The 18,607-nt window shown below is 43.2% G+C and carries 17 protein-coding genes; 13 read left to right on the top strand and 4 right to left on the bottom strand.

What is annotated here, in order from left to right; translation table 11 throughout:
- Nucleotides 1-65: 65 nt before the first annotated feature.
- From V7L95_RS05565 to argS, 3 genes are all read left to right on the top strand, one after another.
- Complete coding sequence (locus V7L95_RS05565) at nucleotides 66-413, top strand: hypothetical protein (protein WP_048001122.1); 348 nt, start codon at nucleotides 66-68, stop codon at nucleotides 411-413.
- Nucleotides 414-548: 135 nt separating this feature from the next.
- Nucleotides 549-971: a DUF1934 family protein gene (locus V7L95_RS05560; RefSeq protein WP_007497707.1), complete on the top strand. Its 423-nt coding sequence runs from the start codon at nucleotides 549-551 to the stop codon at nucleotides 969-971.
- Entirely contained in the window at nucleotides 968-2,641 is a 1,674-nt protein-coding gene (gene argS, locus V7L95_RS05555) for an arginine--tRNA ligase (protein WP_340968385.1), read from the top strand. The genes V7L95_RS05560 and argS overlap by 4 nt, the downstream gene beginning before the upstream one ends.
- 522 nt (nucleotides 2,642-3,163) lie before the next feature.
- Here argS and V7L95_RS05550 read toward each other — a convergent pair.
- Nucleotides 3,164-4,132 carry a S66 peptidase family protein gene (locus V7L95_RS05550; RefSeq protein WP_340968384.1) on the bottom strand — a complete coding sequence of 323 codons (969 nt, stop codon included), beginning with the start codon at nucleotides 4,130-4,132 and terminating at the stop codon, nucleotides 3,164-3,166.
- 151 nt (nucleotides 4,133-4,283) lie between these two features.
- Here V7L95_RS05550 and cls (V7L95_RS05545) point away from each other — a divergent pair, with 151 nt between their 5' ends.
- The 4 genes from cls (V7L95_RS05545) to V7L95_RS05530 all read left to right on the top strand — a co-directional run bounded on the left by cls (V7L95_RS05545) (nucleotide 4,284) and on the right by V7L95_RS05530 (nucleotide 9,045).
- A complete protein-coding gene (cls, locus tag V7L95_RS05545; RefSeq protein WP_025208143.1) occupies nucleotides 4,284-5,786 on the top strand; it encodes a cardiolipin synthase in 1,503 nt (500 codons plus the stop codon).
- A gap of 105 nt (nucleotides 5,787-5,891) precedes the next feature.
- Nucleotides 5,892-7,607: an ABC transporter ATP-binding protein gene (locus V7L95_RS05540; RefSeq protein WP_041091393.1), complete on the top strand. Its 1,716-nt coding sequence runs from the start codon at nucleotides 5,892-5,894 to the stop codon at nucleotides 7,605-7,607.
- A gap of 125 nt (nucleotides 7,608-7,732) precedes the next feature.
- Nucleotides 7,733-7,975 (top strand): hypothetical protein, encoded by a 243-nt coding sequence (locus V7L95_RS05535; protein WP_017368228.1) that lies wholly within the window; start codon nucleotides 7,733-7,735, stop codon nucleotides 7,973-7,975.
- A 71-nt stretch (nucleotides 7,976-8,046) separates the two neighbouring features.
- Nucleotides 8,047-9,045 (top strand): S66 peptidase family protein, encoded by a 999-nt coding sequence (locus V7L95_RS05530; protein WP_017368227.1) that lies wholly within the window; start codon nucleotides 8,047-8,049, stop codon nucleotides 9,043-9,045.
- Between the two features lie 29 nt (nucleotides 9,046-9,074).
- Here the strand turns inward: V7L95_RS05530 and V7L95_RS05525 are convergent, their stop codons facing one another.
- From V7L95_RS05525 to cls (V7L95_RS05515), 3 genes are all read right to left on the bottom strand, one after another.
- On the bottom strand, nucleotides 9,075-9,329 hold the full coding sequence (locus tag V7L95_RS05525) for a hypothetical protein (protein ID WP_017360064.1): 255 nt from the start codon (nucleotides 9,327-9,329) through the stop codon (nucleotides 9,075-9,077).
- Nucleotides 9,330-9,402: 73 nt separating this feature from the next.
- Nucleotides 9,403-10,365, bottom strand: coding sequence for a UV DNA damage repair endonuclease UvsE (uvsE, locus tag V7L95_RS05520; RefSeq protein ID WP_129547945.1), 963 nt, complete (start codon nucleotides 10,363-10,365; stop codon nucleotides 9,403-9,405).
- 12 nt (nucleotides 10,366-10,377) lie between these two features.
- On the bottom strand, nucleotides 10,378-11,574 hold the full coding sequence (gene cls / locus V7L95_RS05515; protein ID WP_046526733.1) for a cardiolipin synthase: 1,197 nt from the start codon (nucleotides 11,572-11,574) through the stop codon (nucleotides 10,378-10,380).
- A 143-nt stretch (nucleotides 11,575-11,717) separates the two neighbouring features.
- On the opposite strand from cls (V7L95_RS05515), the gene V7L95_RS05510 reads away from it, so the two are divergent.
- The 6 genes from V7L95_RS05510 to V7L95_RS05485 all read left to right on the top strand — a co-directional run bounded on the left by V7L95_RS05510 (nucleotide 11,718) and on the right by V7L95_RS05485 (nucleotide 18,604).
- Nucleotides 11,718-13,829 carry a heterodisulfide reductase-related iron-sulfur binding cluster gene (locus tag V7L95_RS05510; RefSeq protein ID WP_017360061.1) on the top strand — a complete coding sequence of 704 codons (2,112 nt, stop codon included), beginning with the start codon at nucleotides 11,718-11,720 and terminating at the stop codon, nucleotides 13,827-13,829.
- A 103-nt stretch (nucleotides 13,830-13,932) separates the two neighbouring features.
- Entirely contained in the window at nucleotides 13,933-15,108 is a 1,176-nt protein-coding gene (locus V7L95_RS05505; RefSeq protein WP_206115825.1) for an acetyl-CoA C-acetyltransferase, read from the top strand.
- A gap of 19 nt (nucleotides 15,109-15,127) precedes the next feature.
- Nucleotides 15,128-15,991, top strand: a complete 864-nt coding sequence (locus V7L95_RS05500) for a 3-hydroxybutyryl-CoA dehydrogenase (RefSeq protein ID WP_206115823.1) — start codon at nucleotides 15,128-15,130, stop codon at nucleotides 15,989-15,991.
- Between the two features lie 11 nt (nucleotides 15,992-16,002).
- On the top strand, nucleotides 16,003-17,115 hold the full coding sequence (locus tag V7L95_RS05495) for an acyl-CoA dehydrogenase family protein (RefSeq protein WP_340968375.1): 1,113 nt from the start codon (nucleotides 16,003-16,005) through the stop codon (nucleotides 17,113-17,115).
- Nucleotides 17,116-17,131: 16 nt separating this feature from the next.
- A complete protein-coding gene (locus V7L95_RS05490; RefSeq protein WP_008343464.1) occupies nucleotides 17,132-18,274 on the top strand; it encodes an acyl-CoA dehydrogenase in 1,143 nt (380 codons plus the stop codon).
- 132 nt (nucleotides 18,275-18,406) lie between these two features.
- Nucleotides 18,407-18,604, top strand: coding sequence for a hypothetical protein (locus V7L95_RS05485; protein ID WP_041091402.1), 198 nt, complete (start codon nucleotides 18,407-18,409; stop codon nucleotides 18,602-18,604).
- Nucleotides 18,605-18,607 lie beyond the last annotated feature (3 nt).

Genomic DNA, 18,607 nt, shown 5'->3' with positions numbered 1-18,607 from the left:
TAAATTAGTAGATTCCATATATAATATTTAACATAAATTATATTATAAGTAAATGGAGGAATAAAATGTTATCTTCTATATTCATGGTGTTACTCGCTTTATGTGTTTTAGCGGCAGGCTTTATTACACTGAAAAAAGAGTTGGCAACTGATCCACCAGTTTTTGCTTCTAAAAAGGAAGCAAAGGAGGAGTTAGTTGGTTTATTTCAGGATCGAGGTTTTTTCTATCTTACGGCCATTGCTTTATTTATGCAGGTGGTATTTAAAAAGGGACAAATCGTTCCATTTGATTTTTTTCAAGTGTTTTTGGCGAGTTCGGGAATACAAGCTCTTTTTTATTTAATTAAAAGAAAAGATTTGGGGTTAAAGGCAGTACTTGTTGTGTTAGTCAGTTTTATCTTCCTATTTTTCTAAAGAGCAGTTTATCTGCTCTTTTTTTATGTTAGAAAAAGTTTAATCACCGTGAAGATGAGAAATGATGGGATGATAGGCAATCGGGATTATGGTATACTATTTTAGTTAAACGGGTCTTAGCAAAGGAAGTGCAAAATGACACAAAACCAAATTTCAATTCATGTAAAGTCAGTGATGAAACCAGAGACGGAACCGGCTGAAACGATCGAATTCCGAACAACTGGAACGTATCAAGAGAAGAATGACAAAACGTATCTCACTTACCATGAAGAACATGAAATGGGTCAAGTAAAAACTGTTGTCAAAATAAGTGAAAAAGAAATTTTTGTCATGAGATCAGGTGCGATTCAAATGAAGCAGCGCTTTCTCATTGGAGAAACGACCGTGACACATTACACGATGCCATTTGGCACACTTCAGCTCGATGTGCATACACATGGCATTGATCTTGATGTAGACAATGGGCTTCTGCACATTACGTACGATATGCTGACAGGTGAAGATCAAAAGCATTTACATACATTATCGATTTCATATAAGGAGGATTTACGTTCATGAATATCGCAGAACAGGTCAAAGATGCGTTAAAAGAAGAAATCATTGCGGCAGTCGTCAAAGCAGGACTTGCTGATGAAAGCCAGGTGCCGGATGTTCTTTTGGAAGTGCCAAAAGACAAAACTCACGGTGATTATTCCACCAATATGGCGATGCAGCTTGCACGCATTGCGAAAAAAGCACCTCGTCAAATCGCCGAGGACATTGTGAATGCTTTTGACAAAGGCAAAGCTTCAATTGAAAAACTGGATATTGCAGGTCCAGGATTCATCAACTTTTATATGAACAATCAATACTTAACGAAACTGATTCCGGCAGTCCTTGAAGCAAAAGAGGCATATGGAGAAACAAATACAGGCAAAGGCCAAAAGGTTCAAGTTGAGTTCGTATCAGCAAACCCAACAGGGGATTTACACCTTGGACATGCCCGCGGCGCAGCTGTAGGAGATTCTCTTTGCAACATCCTTGATAAAGCAGGCTTCGAAGTGAGCCGTGAATACTATATCAACGATGCAGGCAATCAGATCAATAACCTTGCTCTATCTGTAGAAGTACGTTACTTTGAGGCGCTCGGTCTTGAAAAAGAAATGCCAGAGGACGGGTACAGAGGAGAAGACATCAAAGGCATCGGGCAGAAACTTGCGGATGAATTTGGTGACCGTTTCGTGCATGAATCAGAAGAAGAGCGTATGAAATTCTTCCGTGAGTACGGTTTAAAATATGAACTAGAAAAACTACGTGTCGACCTAGAGAATTTCCGTGTTCCATTTGATGTGTGGTATTCTGAAACGTCTTTATATGAAAACGGAAAAATCGAACCAGCGCTAGAAACACTTCGCGCTAAAGGCTATGTCTTTGAAGAGGATGGCGCAACATGGTTACGTTCAACTGATTTTGGTGATGACAAGGACCGTGTCCTGATTAAAAAAGACGGCAGCTTCACGTACTTGCTTCCAGATATCGCATATCACAAGGACAAATTGGACAGAGGTTTTGACCAGCTCATCAACATTTGGGGAGCGGACCATCACGGCTACATTCCTCGAATGAAAGCGGCGATCCAAGCACTCGGATATCCAGCGGACAAACTGGAAGTCGAAATCATTCAGCTCGTTCACCTTTACAAAAACGGTGAAAAGATGAAAATGAGTAAACGTACAGGTAAAGCCGTCACAATGCGTGACTTGATTGAAGAAGTAGGCTTAGATGCTACTCGTTATTTCTTTGCGATGAGAAGTGCGGCGACACATATGGACTTTGACCTAGACTTAGCGATTTCTACGTCTAACGAAAACCCTGTGTACTATGCGCAATATGCACATGCGAGAATTTGCAGCATGCTCCGTCAAGGGGAAGAAAAAGGCTACGAGCCAAACCTTGAAAAAGCTGATTTCTCTCACATTCAGTCCGATAAAGAATACGATCTTCTGAAAATCATCGGCAGCTTCCCAGAAGTTGTAGCAGAAGCAGCAGAAAAACGTATTCCGCACCGCGTCACAAACTATATCTATGATCTAGCATCAGCCCTTCACAGCTTCTACAACGCCGAAAAGGTCATTGATGTTGAAAATGAAACAAAAACAACAGCACGCCTATCGCTCATGAAAGCAACACAAATCACGCTTGCGAATGCATTAAAACTCATTGGCGTATCTGCACCGGAAAAAATGTAATGCAAAAAGCCCCGCTCTATTTTATGAGCGGGGCTTCTTTATATAAAAAACCCGCTATTCTCGAGAGATAGCGGGTTTTGAACATTAACCAAGCGTATTAATAATGTTAGAAATAGAATCGAATAATTGACTAAGTACATCAGAGAACATGAGCGTATCCTCCTTTCAGAAAGCATGTAGTATGTGCGTGTCATAGGAATTACCCAAGTGTGTTAATGATGTTAGAAATAGAATCAAATAATTGGCTAAGTACATCAGAGAACATAGTTTGTATCCTCCCTTCAGAAAGCATGTAGTATGTGTGCGTTAATGGGATTATCCAAGTGTATTGATAATGTTAGAGATAGAATCAAATAATTGGCTAAGTACATCAGAGAACATGTTTTTGCCTCCTCTCTTTTCTTTTTACATCTACTTAACGAAGGGGATGAAGGGTTGGATCACTTTTTCTAAAAAAATTTTAAAAAAGAATCGTTGGCATAGAAAAAGCACCCACATATGAGGGTGCTTTTTAGGTTTTATTTATGCATGAACACGCCATTGGATTTTTCCGTCCTGGCAGGATAGCTCGGCACTCCCGCCAATCGGCAAGGTGAAGACCGGCTGTGTATGTCCTATGTCTACATCATAAATCACCGGGATGTGTTTGAGCATTGGATGTTTATCTAGAATGAACCTCAAATGTTCCTCTGTCATCTTGGATTTCTTTTGAAAACGTCCGATGATTAACCCTTTAATAGATTCGGCATGTTGCAAGAGCGAGGCAAGGTCTCTGGCGAACATTTCAGGAAAGACCAAGTCATCATCCTCCACAAATAAGATGGCATCCTTGAGGTGAGGCATAAAGGGTGTCCCTTGCAATAAGTTCAGTGTACAAAGATTTCCGCCATACAAGGTGCCTTCAGCTGTTCCTTCCTGATAAATCCCCCATGTTGTCGGATGAAACTGCCTATTTGCTTGATCAAGATACCACGCATCATCACTCCACTTTGTAGAAGGGGTGACATCAAATGGCTCGCTACTCATCACGCACGCTTGAAACATGGCTGTCTGCTCTTCTTGTCCCTGTTCCATTTGAAAACTGGAGAAATGAGGACCTGAGTACGTCACCATGTCACATTTGGCGGTAATGGCGTTTGTAAGTGCGGTAATATCACTGTAGCCGCAAAGAACTTTTGGGTGCTGACGAATCAAATCATAATCTATATAAGGCAAAAGCTCATTGCAGTTAAAGCCGCCGATTGCTGTCAAAATGCCATCGACTTCATCATTTGAGAATGCCTCATGTAGATCAGATAGACGGTGTTCAATAGAAGAAGAGGAATGCAGATCACATTCAAACACGTGTTGTCCGAAAGAAATAGTAAATCCTAATGCCTCTAAACGTTTTTTCGCCTGAGCCATTCCTTCTTCTGATAAAATGCTGGCACTTCGGCTTGGAGCAATTACCCGAATGTGGCTTCCCTTTTTTAAAGCAGATGGTGTACACATAAGTCATTCGTCCTTTCCTTCACATATTTTCCATTATATCGGATCAAAACGCTCCAGTCTGTAAAAGCTAAAAGAAAGCAGCAAACCGTGCGTTTCAGACAAGCTGTGCAAAGGGTATGGAAAAGAAAAAGACAGAATGAGGGCGGAGAATGTGAAAAAGAGGAGACTGGAATTTCTATTTTTATATTTCATGATATTTGGGGCATATGTGGTGTTTTGGTGGCCGGTTCCAGCGTGGGGTTTTCAGCTTTACGCAGCTAGTTATATCGCCATCATTTTATTTAGTATTATCTCGCTTATGCTAGAGAACCGGACATCACAGCACACGCTGTTATGGATGTATGTACTGATCTTTTTCCCGATCATCGGCTATATGTTTTATTTGTTCTCGGGGCAGCTTTATGTCAAAGGACATTTGTTTAAATCAAAGAGAATGTATAACCGAGAAAAATTACGCAGAATATCAGAGCTTGAGAGTAAACCGGATGAGACGCGTTTAACCGATAATCAGCGTGCTTTTTTTCATTACACAGAAAAAGCAACAGGTATGCATGTAAATACAAATAGTGATATGGAGATTTTAAAGAATGGAGAGGAAACCTTTCCACGTATTTTTGAAGAATTAAAAAAGGCAAAAACGTTCATCCATATAGAATATTACATGTTCAAATCTGATTTCCTCGGTCACCGGATGATGGAGATCTTGATTGAAAAAGTGAAAGAAGGAGTAGAGGTTCGATTCATCTATGATGCGGCTGGCAGCATTCGCTTCTCACGAAAAGATATTAAACGATTGAAGCAGGCGGGGATAAAGGTCGCTCCTTTTCTGCCATTAAAATACGGATTCTTTAATCAAAAATTCAATTTCCGAAATCACCGAAAAATCGTGATTATTGATGGAGAAACAGGATTTGTTGGTGGGCTCAATGTGGGGAAGGAATATGTAGGACGCGATGAAAACATCGGCTTTTGGCGTGATACGCATACGATGTTAAAGGGTGAAGCCGTTCAGACACTTCACTCCATATTTATGCTGGACTGGGAGTATGTATCAGATGAAGTGTTAATTGATGATCCCAAGTATCACACCCCGCATCCTGTGACAGGAGAAGATGTCATACAGGTCGTGCCGACTGGACCTGATATGAAGGAAAGTATGAGTGATTTATACGATGCGCTCATTTCGAATGCACAGCAATTTGTTTGGATTGCGACGCCTTATTTTGTCCCAAATGAATCCATTCGCACAGCGTTAAAAATTGCGGCGACAAGAGGGGTGGATGTGCGTGTGATGGTGCCTGAGATTAATGATGGATTTCTCACGCAATACGCCACACGATCTTATTTTTCTGAGCTTTTGAAAGAGGGCATCAAGGTGTATCACTATCAAAAAGGATTCATGCATCAAAAGGTCATGATTGCAGACGGAGAACTTGCCTCTGTCGGAACGGCCAATGTTGATATGAGAAGCTTTCAACTCAATTTTGAGGTCAATGTCTTTACAGCGGCAAAGAAACCGATCGAGCAATTGATGGCTCATTATGAGGAAGATATGAAAGAATGTGAGCAAATGGGGCCAGTTCATTTTTATAAAAGGGGCTTAAAGGAACGTTTAAAGGAATCGTTTGCGCGATTGTTTTCAGGTGTATTGTGAGGGTTTCTAGGGGAAGAAATCATTTCCTGATCTAGTAATTCTATAATGATTCCTCTATAATTGAAAATGATTATCAATTATAGAGGAAGTGAGGTTCTTTTACATATGCTAAAACGCTTTTTTGCCTATTACAGGCCCTATCGTGGTCTGTTCTTTTTAGATTTCTTTTGCGCTGTGGCCGTCGGACTCATGGAACTAGGTTTCCCGCTGATCGTGAACTACTTCATTGATACATTACTGCCGACAGGGAACTGGACGGTCATTGCCTGGACCGCACTTGCGCTGTTTGTCATTTACGCACTCAGCTCAGTGATGCAATTTATCGTGTCGTATTGGGGGCACATGCTTGGCATTAATATTGAGACAGATATGAGAAAAAAACTATTTGATCATTTTCAGCGTCTCTCATTTAAGTTCTTTGATAACAACAAAACGGGTAAGCTTATGTCTCGAATGACCAATGACCTCATGTACATTGGTGAGGTGGCGCATCACGGACCTGAGGATTTGTTTATTGCGATTATGACCATTCTTGGCGCTTTTGCCGTTATGCTCATGATTAACTGGCAGCTTGCCATTTTAACGTTCTTGATTATGCCAGTCATCATCTGGTTAGCCCTTCATTTTAATAAAAAAATGACACAGGCAATTACACAACTCAACAATGACATTGGAGATTTTCATGCAAGGGTTGAGAACAATATTGGCGGTATTCGTCTTGTTCAAGCCTTTGCAAATGAACATTTTGAGAAAAAGCGCTTTGCTGAAAATAACAACCGCTTTCGAAAAGCGAAACTTCTTTCCTATAAAATTATGTCGGTTAACGGATCAATCAGCTATATTCTCACAAGGCTTGTGACGCTGTTTGTCCTTCTGGCAGGTACATGGTTTGTTCTTCAAGGTCAATTAACGGCAGGCGGATTTATCGCCTTTGTCTTGATCACAAATGTGTTATTCAGACCAATTGATAAGATCAACACGGTGATTGAAATGTATCCAAAAGGCATTGCCGGTTTTAAAAGCTATGTCGATTTGCTTGAAACAGAGCCAGATGTGAAGGATACAGAAGGAGCACGTGATATTTACGGCTTGAAAGGTGAAATTGAGTATCGAAACGTGACATTTGGCTACGATGAGCACAGTCATGTATTGAAGGATATCAACTTAAAGATCAAACAAGGAGAAACGGTTGCGTTTGTCGGGCCATCAGGAGCGGGGAAATCGACCATTTGCAGTCTGCTGCCTCGTTTTTATGATGTGGACGAAGGAGACATCACCATTGATGGTGTGAGCACAAAATCGATGACCTTGTCCTCTTTAAGACAGCAGATTGGCATTGTGCAGCAGGATGTCTTTTTATTCTCAGGCACCATTCGTGAGAATATTGCGTACGGCAACCTAGAAGCGAGTGATGCAGACATTTGGGAGGCGGTGCGACGTGCCCATTTAGAGGAGCTCGTTCAGCGGTTCCCAGAAGGATTGAATACGGTCATTGGTGAACGCGGCGTTAAGCTATCCGGCGGTCAAAAGCAACGCCTGTCAATTGCACGGATGTTTTTGAAAAACCCGTCTATTCTTATTTTGGATGAAGCGACGTCAGCACTTGATACAGAAACAGAAAAAGCAATCCAAGACGCACTAAGCGAACTGGCAGTCGGCCGGACGACACTCGTCATTGCTCACCGCCTTGCGACAATTAAACATGCAGACCGAATCATCGTCGTGACAGAGGAAGGCATTGAAGAACAAGGCCGTCACCAAGATTTAATTCAAATGGGCGGCGTCTATAGCAGACTGCATGAAGCGCAGTTTGGTCATTGAAGAGAAGTGATTGAATGAGTCCAGTTATTAAGCTGGGCTCTTTTTGATAGGATAAAATCTTCTTTTCCATTTAAATGGAATGTTGATATACTATAAGGCAATTGGATTCAAAAGGAGAGGATGGCTTGAGTGAAACGGCAAAAACAGTCATGATCAAAAGCATTCACTATTTGACGCTCGTTGGCTTATTTATCTTAATCATTCCCGCTGGACTCAATCCAGTCTTTTTTTATGTGGGAATGATTTTGTTTGGCATCAATACTGGAGTGAACATCATAGGTAGTTCTCTGAGCAAAAAAAAGATATTTGCGACGCTCGCCATCAGTTTTGCTGTCATATTGTTTGGGCTGTTTAAGCTCTTATATTAAATCTTAGCCCTTTTGAAAAAGGGCTTTTTTTGCTAGGATAGTAAAAACTCGTGTAGGAAGGATCTGATGGAATGAAGGGGCTTCGGCGTTTACAGAAGGGCGATAAAATAGGTATTTATTCTCCCTCAAGTCCAGCATCTGCCACCTTCCCTCTTAGGTATGAGCGGGCGAAGGAATGGCTTGAACAAAAAGGATTCAATGTGGTACCAGGATCATTAACAGGGAAAGAGGATCACTATCGTTCGGGAACAATTCAAGAACGAGCAGCTGAGCTGAATGAGCTGATGGCGAGAGAAGATTTGTCTTGTATCATGTCAATGATTGGGGGGACGAACTCGAATAGTTTGCTTCCTTATCTCGACTTTGAGCTGCTGATGAAGCATCCGAAAATCATGATTGGTTATTCAGATGCGACGGCGATTCTTTTAGCGGCTTATGAAAAAACGGGTCTGCCTGTTTTTTACGGGCCTGCACTTGTGCCGTCTTTTGGAGAGTTTGAACCATTTGTCGATCATACATATCAATCTTTCGAGGATATTCTCATTCATCCGCAGCCCATCCCATATCAGGTGAAAAAACCGCCCTTCTGGACGGACGAACGGATCAACTGGGAAGAGAAAATAAGAGACAAAGAAAAACGTCCAAACGAGTGGATGTGCGTCATTGAAGGGCAGGCAGAAGGTAGACTGATCGGCGGGAACCTAAATGCCATGTATGGCATATGGGGAAGTGAATTCATGCCTCAAATCCAAAAAGGCGATATCCTTCTCATTGAAGATTGTATGAAAACCGCCTCCACCGTCGAAAAGAACTTCTCTCTGTTAAAGATAAATGGTGTGTTTGAACGGGTATCTGGTATCCTCTTAGGGAAACATGAGCTGTTTGATGATGAAGGAACGGGCAAAAGGCCGCACGATCTCTTACTTGAAGTACTGGGAGATACAAAGAGGCCGCTCATCGCAGAATTTGACAGTGCCCATACGCATCCGATGCTCACGATGCCAATCGGTACACAAGTAAAAATGAATGCAACGTCACGCGAGGTTTGGCTGACAGAAGCGTGGATATAGAAAAAGAGCAGTTCTAATACTGCTCTTCTTTACGAAGCATGTTCTTTTTCAAATGGCTGTAGAAGGTCTTGTGCCTCTTTTCCTTCTACCACGATTAAATAGTCTGATTCTAAATGAGTGAGCCTAAAGGTTTCTAGCTCTACGATGTTCTTAATGTTGCACATTGTTTTTTTAGAATATACATATAAACGATGCTGAGCGTGCTGGCACTTTTCGTATAGAGAAATAAGCTTATGTAAATTCAATGCTTTCGCAGCAATTCGGATTGAATAGATTTGTGACATCTTCATATCCTCCTGTTAAATACTTTCTCACAATAGCTTTGTTACCCCCGTTGTGATAGAGGTAAACCTTTCTCTACGATTTCCACTCAATGGTGCCTCCGCCCGTCCGCCGATTGCCTCTGATCGCTGACAGCTCCTCAACAAGACGGAGCAAAGCCTGATCCTTTTTCTTTGCCTCAATCATAAAATCCACATCACGACCATACGGCTTTAAAGCTTGAAAAAGTGGCAATACAAAGGACATCTCCACACCATCCGCATGGCTCCGTATCGCCTTTTCTGATTTTGGTGAGGATAAGTGGATTTTAGGCGGTATGCCAGTGTTTGCCCACGTGTCAAACACTCTTGGCAGAATGTCATCAAGCGCCGCATCATCATCTTTGTTTGCCATGTGATGGTGGTAATCAAATACAAACGGGATGCTATGCTTTTCACAAACATCAAGCGTTTCTAATGACGTATAGGTTTTGTCATCATTTTCAAGCGTCATTCTCGCCTTGATATGTGCAGGAAGCTGCTTTATATTTTCATCAAAACGCTGTAAAGCAGATGCTTTGTCGCCATATGCACCTCCGACATGAATGTTCATATAGCCTTCCTTTTCAAGCTGCATGGCCTCAAGCATTTCATAATGATAGGTCATATCAATGACGGCGTTTTCTGTAATGGCTGGCTTTGGACTTGTGAACAAAGTAAATTGATTGGGGTGAAAGCTCACTCGTAATCCGTGCCGCTTTACGAGTTGACCAATCTCTAGAAATTCTTTGCGAAAGGGTGTCACAAAGTCCCACCGCACCTCAGGATGGGTGGCGAGAGGGACAATCGAGCTTGAAAAACGGTAAAGCGGAATATCATGGGCAATCGCAAAATAAAGCGTTCTTAATGTATTGACGAGGTTGGCTTTCGTCGTTCGCAATAGAGCCTCTGTCCTCTCTTCCTTTGAGAGCTTACTGTATCTTGCAAAGGTCAGCGACTTGGCAGGTGAAGCTTCCCATAAAGTGACGGCGTTGGATACATAACCAAATCGATAACGCATAGGTCAACTCCTTTATAAAAAATATGAGAACAGGGCGCCTATCCACTCAATTGGACGCGTGAGAAGTGGGCGTTGTTTGTATTTTTCTTCAGTCATCAGTTCTGACACTTCCATGTGTTCACGAATCTTTTCCTCTACATGTGCGGTGAAGGCGGGATCATCAATGGCCACATCCACTTCTTCGTTGAAAAACAAACTTCGTTTATCAAAGTTCGCCGTACTGATCATACAACGGCTATGATCGATGAGAATGGCTTTCGCATGATAAAACCCTTTATAAAAACGATACACAAGACATCCAGCAGCAATCAGATCTTTCAAATAATGAAATCCAGCTTCTTTCACAAGCGGGTGATCTGCCTTCATTGGGATGATGATGTCGACAGTCACGCCTCGCTTCCGTGCGTCAAGAAGGGCGCTTAGAAGAGGAGCAGATGGAATAAAATAGGGCGTGCAGATGGTGATTTGCTTTTTCGCCTGTTGAATATCGTGAAGAAATAAGGCCTCTAAAGAAAAACCTGCCGTCGCACGTGTAGTGCACTGTAATGTTCCCGGTTCCAGTGTAGGAAAAACCTCGTATTGCAGCTGTTGAATACCAGATGAGCGGTACAAATCATTCAGAAACACATGCTGGAGGTCTGCGACAACCTGTCCTGTCATGCGCAGGTGATAGTCCTTCCAAATGCCAAACCTACCGTTTTTCCCTACATATTCATCGCCAATATTAAACCCGCCAATGTAGCCGATCTTCCCATCGATCACCGTGATCTTCCGGTGATTTCTCATGTTCAAGCGATAAATGAAAAAAGGAAAACGTGGTTTATTTAAAAAGTAAAATTGAATGCCGCTTTTTTCTAGCATCTGAATGGATGTTTGATCAAATGAATAGGAGCCTAACCGATCAGTGAGCAAAAAAACCGAAACACCTTGCTCTGCTTTCGCTTTAAGTGCTTGCAGAATCCTTTGCCCAATCTTGTCGTTCTTTACAATAAAGAACATCATATGAATAGAAGAAGAGGCTTGCTGTATATCCGTAAGAAGCTGATCAAACAGTGGTTCGCCATCATGATAAAAGGCTGCATCGCCGCTTGTTTGGTCAAAAGACCGTTCAAAAGCATGGGTAGAAAAATATTTTCTCCCTATATAAAGATCTAGCCTGACGAGTAGAACAATGACGAAGACGACGAGTAGAATGATCCATGCGATCATGAAGGTTCCTCCTTTTTTACATATGACGATAGTGTACCCAAATGGGCAAAAAATATTGACTGAATACTCATTCATTATTTATGATAGAGGTACAACATGGAAACGGAACAAAGTGGGTTTTGGGGAATGAAAGGGGGAGCAAGATGAATAGCCTTTTAATTGTTAACTTGATTGCATTTGCGGCAGTGACCGCTTACGCTGTGTATTTGTTTATTTATCTCATTCGAACACGAGCGGCGTATATTCGTCTTGGCAAAAAAGAAGAATTTCAGAAAGACATGAAAAAACGCTTAGAACGTGTTTGGGTGAATGTGTTTGGGCAAAAGAAACTGCTCAAGGACAAGAAGAGCGGCATCATTCATGTGCTGTTTTTCTATGGATTTATTTTAGTGCAGTTCGGAGCCCTTGATTTTATTATGAAGGGACTTGTTCCAGACAGCGGGCTACCATTAGGTCCGCTTTACGGTGTCTTTACGTTCTTCCAAGAGGTAGTCACACTTCTCATTTTAGTGGCGGTGGTTTGGGCGTTCCATAGAAGATATGTCGAGAAGTTAGTCCGTTTAAAAAGGGGCTTTAAGTCAGGGCTTGTCCTTTTGTTTATTGGCGGATTGATGCTGACCGTATTACTGGGAAACGGAATGAACATCATTTGGCATGGGCACTCACTATCAGCAACTGAGCCAATTGCTTCCGGCATTGCTTTCTTGCTGGGCTGGCTGTCACCACTTGCGGCAACAATTGTTTTCTATGTCGCATGGTGGGTGCATCTTCTTATTTTACTGACGTTCTTAGTGTACGTCCCGCAGTCTAAGCACGCCCATCTCATCGCTGGCCCGGTCAACGTATTTGTCAGCAGATTGGACCCGCCAGGCAAACTGCAAAAAATTGATTTTGAAGATGAGACACAAGAAACGTTCGGCGTTGGGAAAATTGAAGATTTCCGTCAATCTCAGCTGATCGATCTTTACGCTTGTGTGGAATGCGGACGCTGTACCAATATGTGTCCAGCGACTGGGACGGGGAAAATGCTGTCTCCAATGGATTTGATTTTACGATTAAGAGATCATTTAACAAATAAAGGGGCTGCCATTACATCAAAAACACCGTGGGTTCCGCAGCTTGCTTTCAAGCAGACGACAGGAAATCAGCTGGCATTACAGGCAAGAGGAGCCGGAGCGGAAGAATCTGCGGCGAGCGCAATGTATCATCCTTCTCTCATTGGTGAGGTCATTACAGAAGAAGAAATCTGGGCATGCACGACATGCCGAAACTGTGAAGATCAGTGTCCTGTCATGAACGAACACGTCGACAAAATCATTGATATGCGCAGATACTTAGTGCTGACTGAAGGAAAAATGGACGCAGATGCACAGCGTGCGATGACAAGCATCGAGCGCCAAGGGAACCCATGGGGATTGAACCGAAAAGAAAGAGAAAACTGGCGTGAACTAAGAGAAGATGTGCATGTTCCGACAGTGAAAGAGCTGAAAAAAGCAGATCAGACCTTTGACTATTTATTCTGGGTTGGATCGATGGGTGCATATGACAATAGAAGCCAAAAGATTGCTCTTGCCTTTGCAAAACTGCTCAATGAAGCAGGGGTTTCTTTTGCCATCCTAGGCAATAAAGAGAAAAACTCAGGCGATACACCGAGAAGACTTGGGAATGAATTTTTGTTCCAAGAGCTTGCTGCAAAGAACATCGAAGAATTCCAAAAAAATGACGTAACCAAAATTGTCACGATCGATCCGCATGCTTACAATTTATTTAAAAATGAATACCCAGACTTCGGGCTCGAGGCAGAGGTGTACCATCATACAGAATTACTGGCAGAGCTAGTAAAAGAGGGAAAATTAACGCCTATTCATGAAGTGAACGAAGTCATTACTTTCCACGATTCTTGCTACCTAGGCAGATATAACGAGGTCTATGATCCGCCAAGAGATATTTTAAAATCCATTCCGGGTGTGACACTGAAAGAAATGGAACGGAATCGTGAATCCGGGATGTGCTGCGGTGCCGGCGGCGGTTTAATGTGGATGGAAGAAGAGACAGGTACTCGAATTAACACAGCGAGGACGGAGCAGGCCTTACAGGTACAGCCATCCATCATCAGCTCAGGATGCCCATATTGTTTAACCATGCTTGGGGATGGGACGAAAGCGAAGGAAGTAGAAGAGCAGGTCGGAACATTTGATGTCGCAGAACTTCTTGAAAAATCAGTGTTTGGCGAAACGAGAACGCAGGCTTCATAAAGGTGTCAGGCCGATGGATCTTCTGTTCATCGGTCGATAGATGCCGATGTTTTAAGTGCTGTCTAGCATTTATGTAAGCGGTAACAAATAGGAGGGGAAAGAAATGAGCACGACGGTCATTGTATCTGGAGCGAGAACACCATTTGGAAAACTAGGTGGAACTTTAAGTCGTTTGACTGCTGCAGAATTAGGGGGGATGACGATAAAAGCTGCGCTGGAAAGAGCCTCAAATGTTCATGAAGTGGATGAAGTCATCATGGGCAGTGTCCTTCAAGGAGGACAAGGTCAAATTCCTTCAAGGCAGGCAGCTAGACATGCAGATCTTCCTTGGTCGGTTCCGACGCAAACCATCAACAAAGTCTGTGCTTCAGGAATGCGCAGTGTCACGACAGCCGATCAAATCATTCGAGCGGGAGATGCCAAGGTGATCGTGGCAGGCGGCATGGAATCCATGTCCCATGCTCCTTATCTTCTAAAAAAAGCACGATGGGGTTACAAAATGGGAGATGGTGCAGTACAAGATGCCATGATTTTAGATGGATTAACCTGTTCGTTTACAGGTGTTCATATGGGTGAGTATGGAAGCATGGCGGCGAAAGAGCTTGGCGTCACACGAGAAGAACAAGACCTTTGGGCGTTAAGAAGTCATGAACGAGCCATTGAGGCGCAAAAAAGCGGCTTTTTTAAAAATGAGATCATCCCCGTTACCGTCAAGAATAAAAAAGGAGATCAGCTGATTTCAGAAGATGAAGCCCCGCGGCGTGATACGTCATATGAACGTTTGTCAAAACTGATGCCCGTTTTCGATCAGACAGGTACGATCACCGCTGGCAATGCACCGGGTGTCAATGATGGTGCAAGTGCGCTTCTATTAATGAAAGACACATACGCCATGCAGCAAGGTGAAAAACCTCTGGCAGTTGTGCTTGGCCATGCGCAAGTAGCAGTAGAGGCAAAGGATTTTCCGAAAACACCAGCCTATGCCATCGAAAAAGTGTTAAAGAAAACAGGGAAGCGAGTAGAGGATATCGATTTGTTTGAAATCAATGAGGCTTTTTCAGCGGTGGCATTGGCATGCGAAAAAATGCTTGGACTGGATCGGCGGAAAATGAATGTGAACGGAGGGGCAGTCGCGATTGGTCATCCGATTGGAGCAAGCGGAACACGTATTATATTGACCATGATCCATGCACTCAGACAAAGAGGCGGCGGGATCGGCATTGCGGCGATTTGCAGCGGCGGGGGTCAAGGTGATGCGATCATGATCAAGGTGGATTAAAAGGGAGGCGTTCATTGTCATGAGTATAGAAGAGACCGTCATGGTCGTTGGAGCTGGTCAAATGGGATCGGGTATTGCCCAAGTATTTGCACAGTCAGGTTATACCGTCCTGCTCCATGATACAGAAGAGGAGCAGATTCATCGAGCCATTTTCTCAATGACCAAACAACTGACGAAACGAGCAGAAAAAGGAAAGCTGGCACATCAGGCAGTCCGTGATATTACACAGCGGCTGGCTGTTTCAACAGATTTAAAGGATGTACAGCAGACGCATTTAGTGATTGAAGCCGTATCTGAACAAATGAAGATCAAAAAACAAATCTTTGAAACCCTCGATCAATTTGCACCTGATGACACGATATTTGCGACAAATACGTCTTCCTTGTCGATCACAGAATTAGCAGCCGTGACGAACAGGCCAGAGAAAGTGATTGGCATGCATTTTATGAATCCAGTTCCCGTGATGAAACTTGTTGAAGTGATCCGTGCGCTGCAAACGGATGATGCCACGTACCAAGTTGTTTTTGATACAGCAAAGACATTAGACAAAACGCCAATTGAAGTGGAAGACTTCCCCGGTTTTGTGTCAAATCGCATTTTAATGCCGATGATTAATGAAGCCATTTACACCCTTTATGAAGGCGTAGCAGATGTAGAAAGAATTGACGGCATCATGACGCTTGGAATGAACCATCCAATGGGCCCGCTTCGTCTCGCCGACCTCATCGGGCTCGATACTTGTTTATTTATTATGAATACCCTTCACGAGGGTCTTGGAGATAGCAAATATCGACCTTGTCCTCTTTTGAAAAAATATGTGAACGCAGGCTGGCTGGGCAAAAAGACAAAGAGAGGTTTTTACACTTACCACGACCACTCATAGGGGGAGTCAAGATGGATGTATTGCTGACAGAAAAACAACGTCTTTGGAGAAAACGAGTAGCAGAATTTGCACGCCAGCATGTCTTCCCAGAAGTAGAAGCGATGGAACAGGGCGTGTTCCCGAAAACGCTTTTAGCTGAAATGGGTCGGCAAGGCTTTTTAGGCATTCCGATCCCAGATAAGTATCACGGATTAGGGGCAGATTTCACAACCTATATCATGGCGATTCATGAATTATCCAAAGTAAGTGCAACCATCGGTGTCATTGTATCCGTTCATACATCCGTTGTGACGATGCCGATTTTGGCGTTTGGAACAACTGAACAAAAAGAATCCTACGTTCCCAAGCTTGCGTCCGGGCAGAAGCTGGGCGCCTTTTGTCTAACTGAACCGAAGGCAGGATCAGATGCCTCTAGTATTCAGTTGAAAGCAGAGCGCACAAACGATCACTATGTGTTAAATGGAACGAAAATTTTTATCACAAGCGGCGGTGAAGCGGAAGTGTATCTTGTATTTGCGGTGACAGACCCTGCTTCTGCTAAGAAAAATATATCAGCATTCATTGTGGAGAAGGGGACACCAGGATTTACGATCGGAAAAGATGAGAAGAAGATGGGCCTGCATGGATCAAAAACAGTCACACTTCATTTTGACGGTGTTCGAATTCCAAAAAAACAGCTGCTCGGTGCAGAAGGAGAAGGCTTTCGGATTGCCATGTCTAGCTTAAATGCGGGGAGAATTGGTATTGCGGCTCAAAGCCTTGGTATTGCAGAAGCCGCATTAGCTGAGGCGGTCACGTATTTAAAGCAGCATCCAGCTGGCCTTGAAACGACCATTCGGTTGGGCGATCTGGGCACCAAGCTGGAAGCGGCAAAACTTCTTGTCTATCAAGCGGCTTCTTATAAAGAGGCCAATCGCCCTGTCACGAAGGAAGCGTCGATGGCGAAGTTATTTGCATCTAAAACAGCGGTTGATATTAGTACAGAAGTCATCCATTTGCTTGGTCTAGCCGGTTACACGAAGCAATACCGAGCAGAGCGGTACTTTCGTGATGCGAAAATTTGTGAGATTTATGAAGGAACAAGTGAAATACAAAGGCTGGTTATTTGTAAACAGCTAATATGAAGTGAGGTGGCTCATGATGCAGTTCCAATTAAGTGACGAACACGAAATGATACAAAAAATGGTGAGAGATTTTGCGAAAAATGAAGTGGAGCCAACAGCAGCAGAGCGAGATGAAACAGAATCGTATGATCCCGCTATTTTTCGTCAAATGGCAGAGCTTGGTTTAACGGGAATCCCTTGGCCAGAAGAAAATGGGGGGATTGGTAGTGATTATTTGGCCTATGTCATAGCGGTTGAAGAGCTCTCACGAGTGTGCGCCTCAACAGGCGTCACCCTATCTGCTCACACATCACTCGCCTCATGGCCGATCTATACATTCGGAACAGATGAGCAAAAGGAGACGTATTTAAAGCCGCTTGCAGAGGGACAGAAGATCGGCGCATACGCACTGACCGAGAGCGGCTCGGGCTCAGATGCCGGCGGAATGAAAACAACAGCAGTAAAAGCAGGGAATGAATACGTTTTGAACGGGGCAAAGATTTTTATTACCAATGGAGGCATTGCGGATTATTATATTGTGTTTGCTGTTACTGACAAGGATGCTTCATCGCGCAATACAACCGCTTTTATTGTAGAAAAAGAGACGCAAGGCTTCTCAATCGGCAAAAAAGAAAGCAAACTGGGCATACGCTCATCGCCAACGACAGAAATCATCTTTGAAGACTGTCGTATACCCGAAAGGAACCGGCTTGGTCAAGAAGGAGAGGGATTTAAAATAGCGATGATGACACTTGACGGCGGCAGAAACGGTATTGCCGCACAAGCTGTTGGTATTGCTCAAGGTGCTCTGGATGCAGCAGTCAATTATGCAAAGGAGCGCAAACAATTCGGTAAACCAATCATTCAGCAGCAAGGCATTGCTTTTAAGTTAGCGGATATGGCAACGGCAATTGAGGCCTCAAGACTGCTCACCTATCAGGCAGCATGGCTTGAAACGAAAGGGCTTCCGTATGGAAAAGAATCAGCTATGTCCAAGCTCTTTGCCGGTGATACAGCCATGAAGGTGACGACAGAAGCTGTACAAATCTTCGGCGGATACGGCTATACAAAGGATTACCCAGTCGAACGCTACATGCGTGATGCGAAAATCACTCAAATCTATGAAGGTACACAAGAAATCCAGCGGCTGGTCATCTCACGGAAACTGCTAGATATGTAGAAACGAAGTAAAGACCACCTGATGTGAGGTGGTCTGTTTTTGTCTCAAATGTGAAATCCTCTCCAATGTGATCTCATATCACCTGATCGTTATGGTAAAATTGGAAAAAGAATCAAAATGGAGGTTATCATGATGAACACAACATTGATTGGCATTTTAGGAATCGTCACGATGATCATATGGATTATGGTCTCCACAGAGCTTTCAAAGTCTCCAAAAAAGAAGGAAGAAAAAGAAAACAGCCGCAGAAAACTCATTGTACTCGTGTCTGCGGGCACTTTATTCACCGTACCTTTGGTTTTTTCACTCATTCAGAATATTCAGCTGTAACCT

This window comes from Bacillus sp. PPSBB_11, assembly GCF_038023285.1.
In the GTDB taxonomy this organism is placed as follows: domain Bacteria; phylum Bacillota; class Bacilli; order Bacillales; family Bacillaceae; genus Bacillus; species Bacillus altitudinis.
This window is presented reverse-complemented; position numbering and strand designations above follow the sequence as displayed.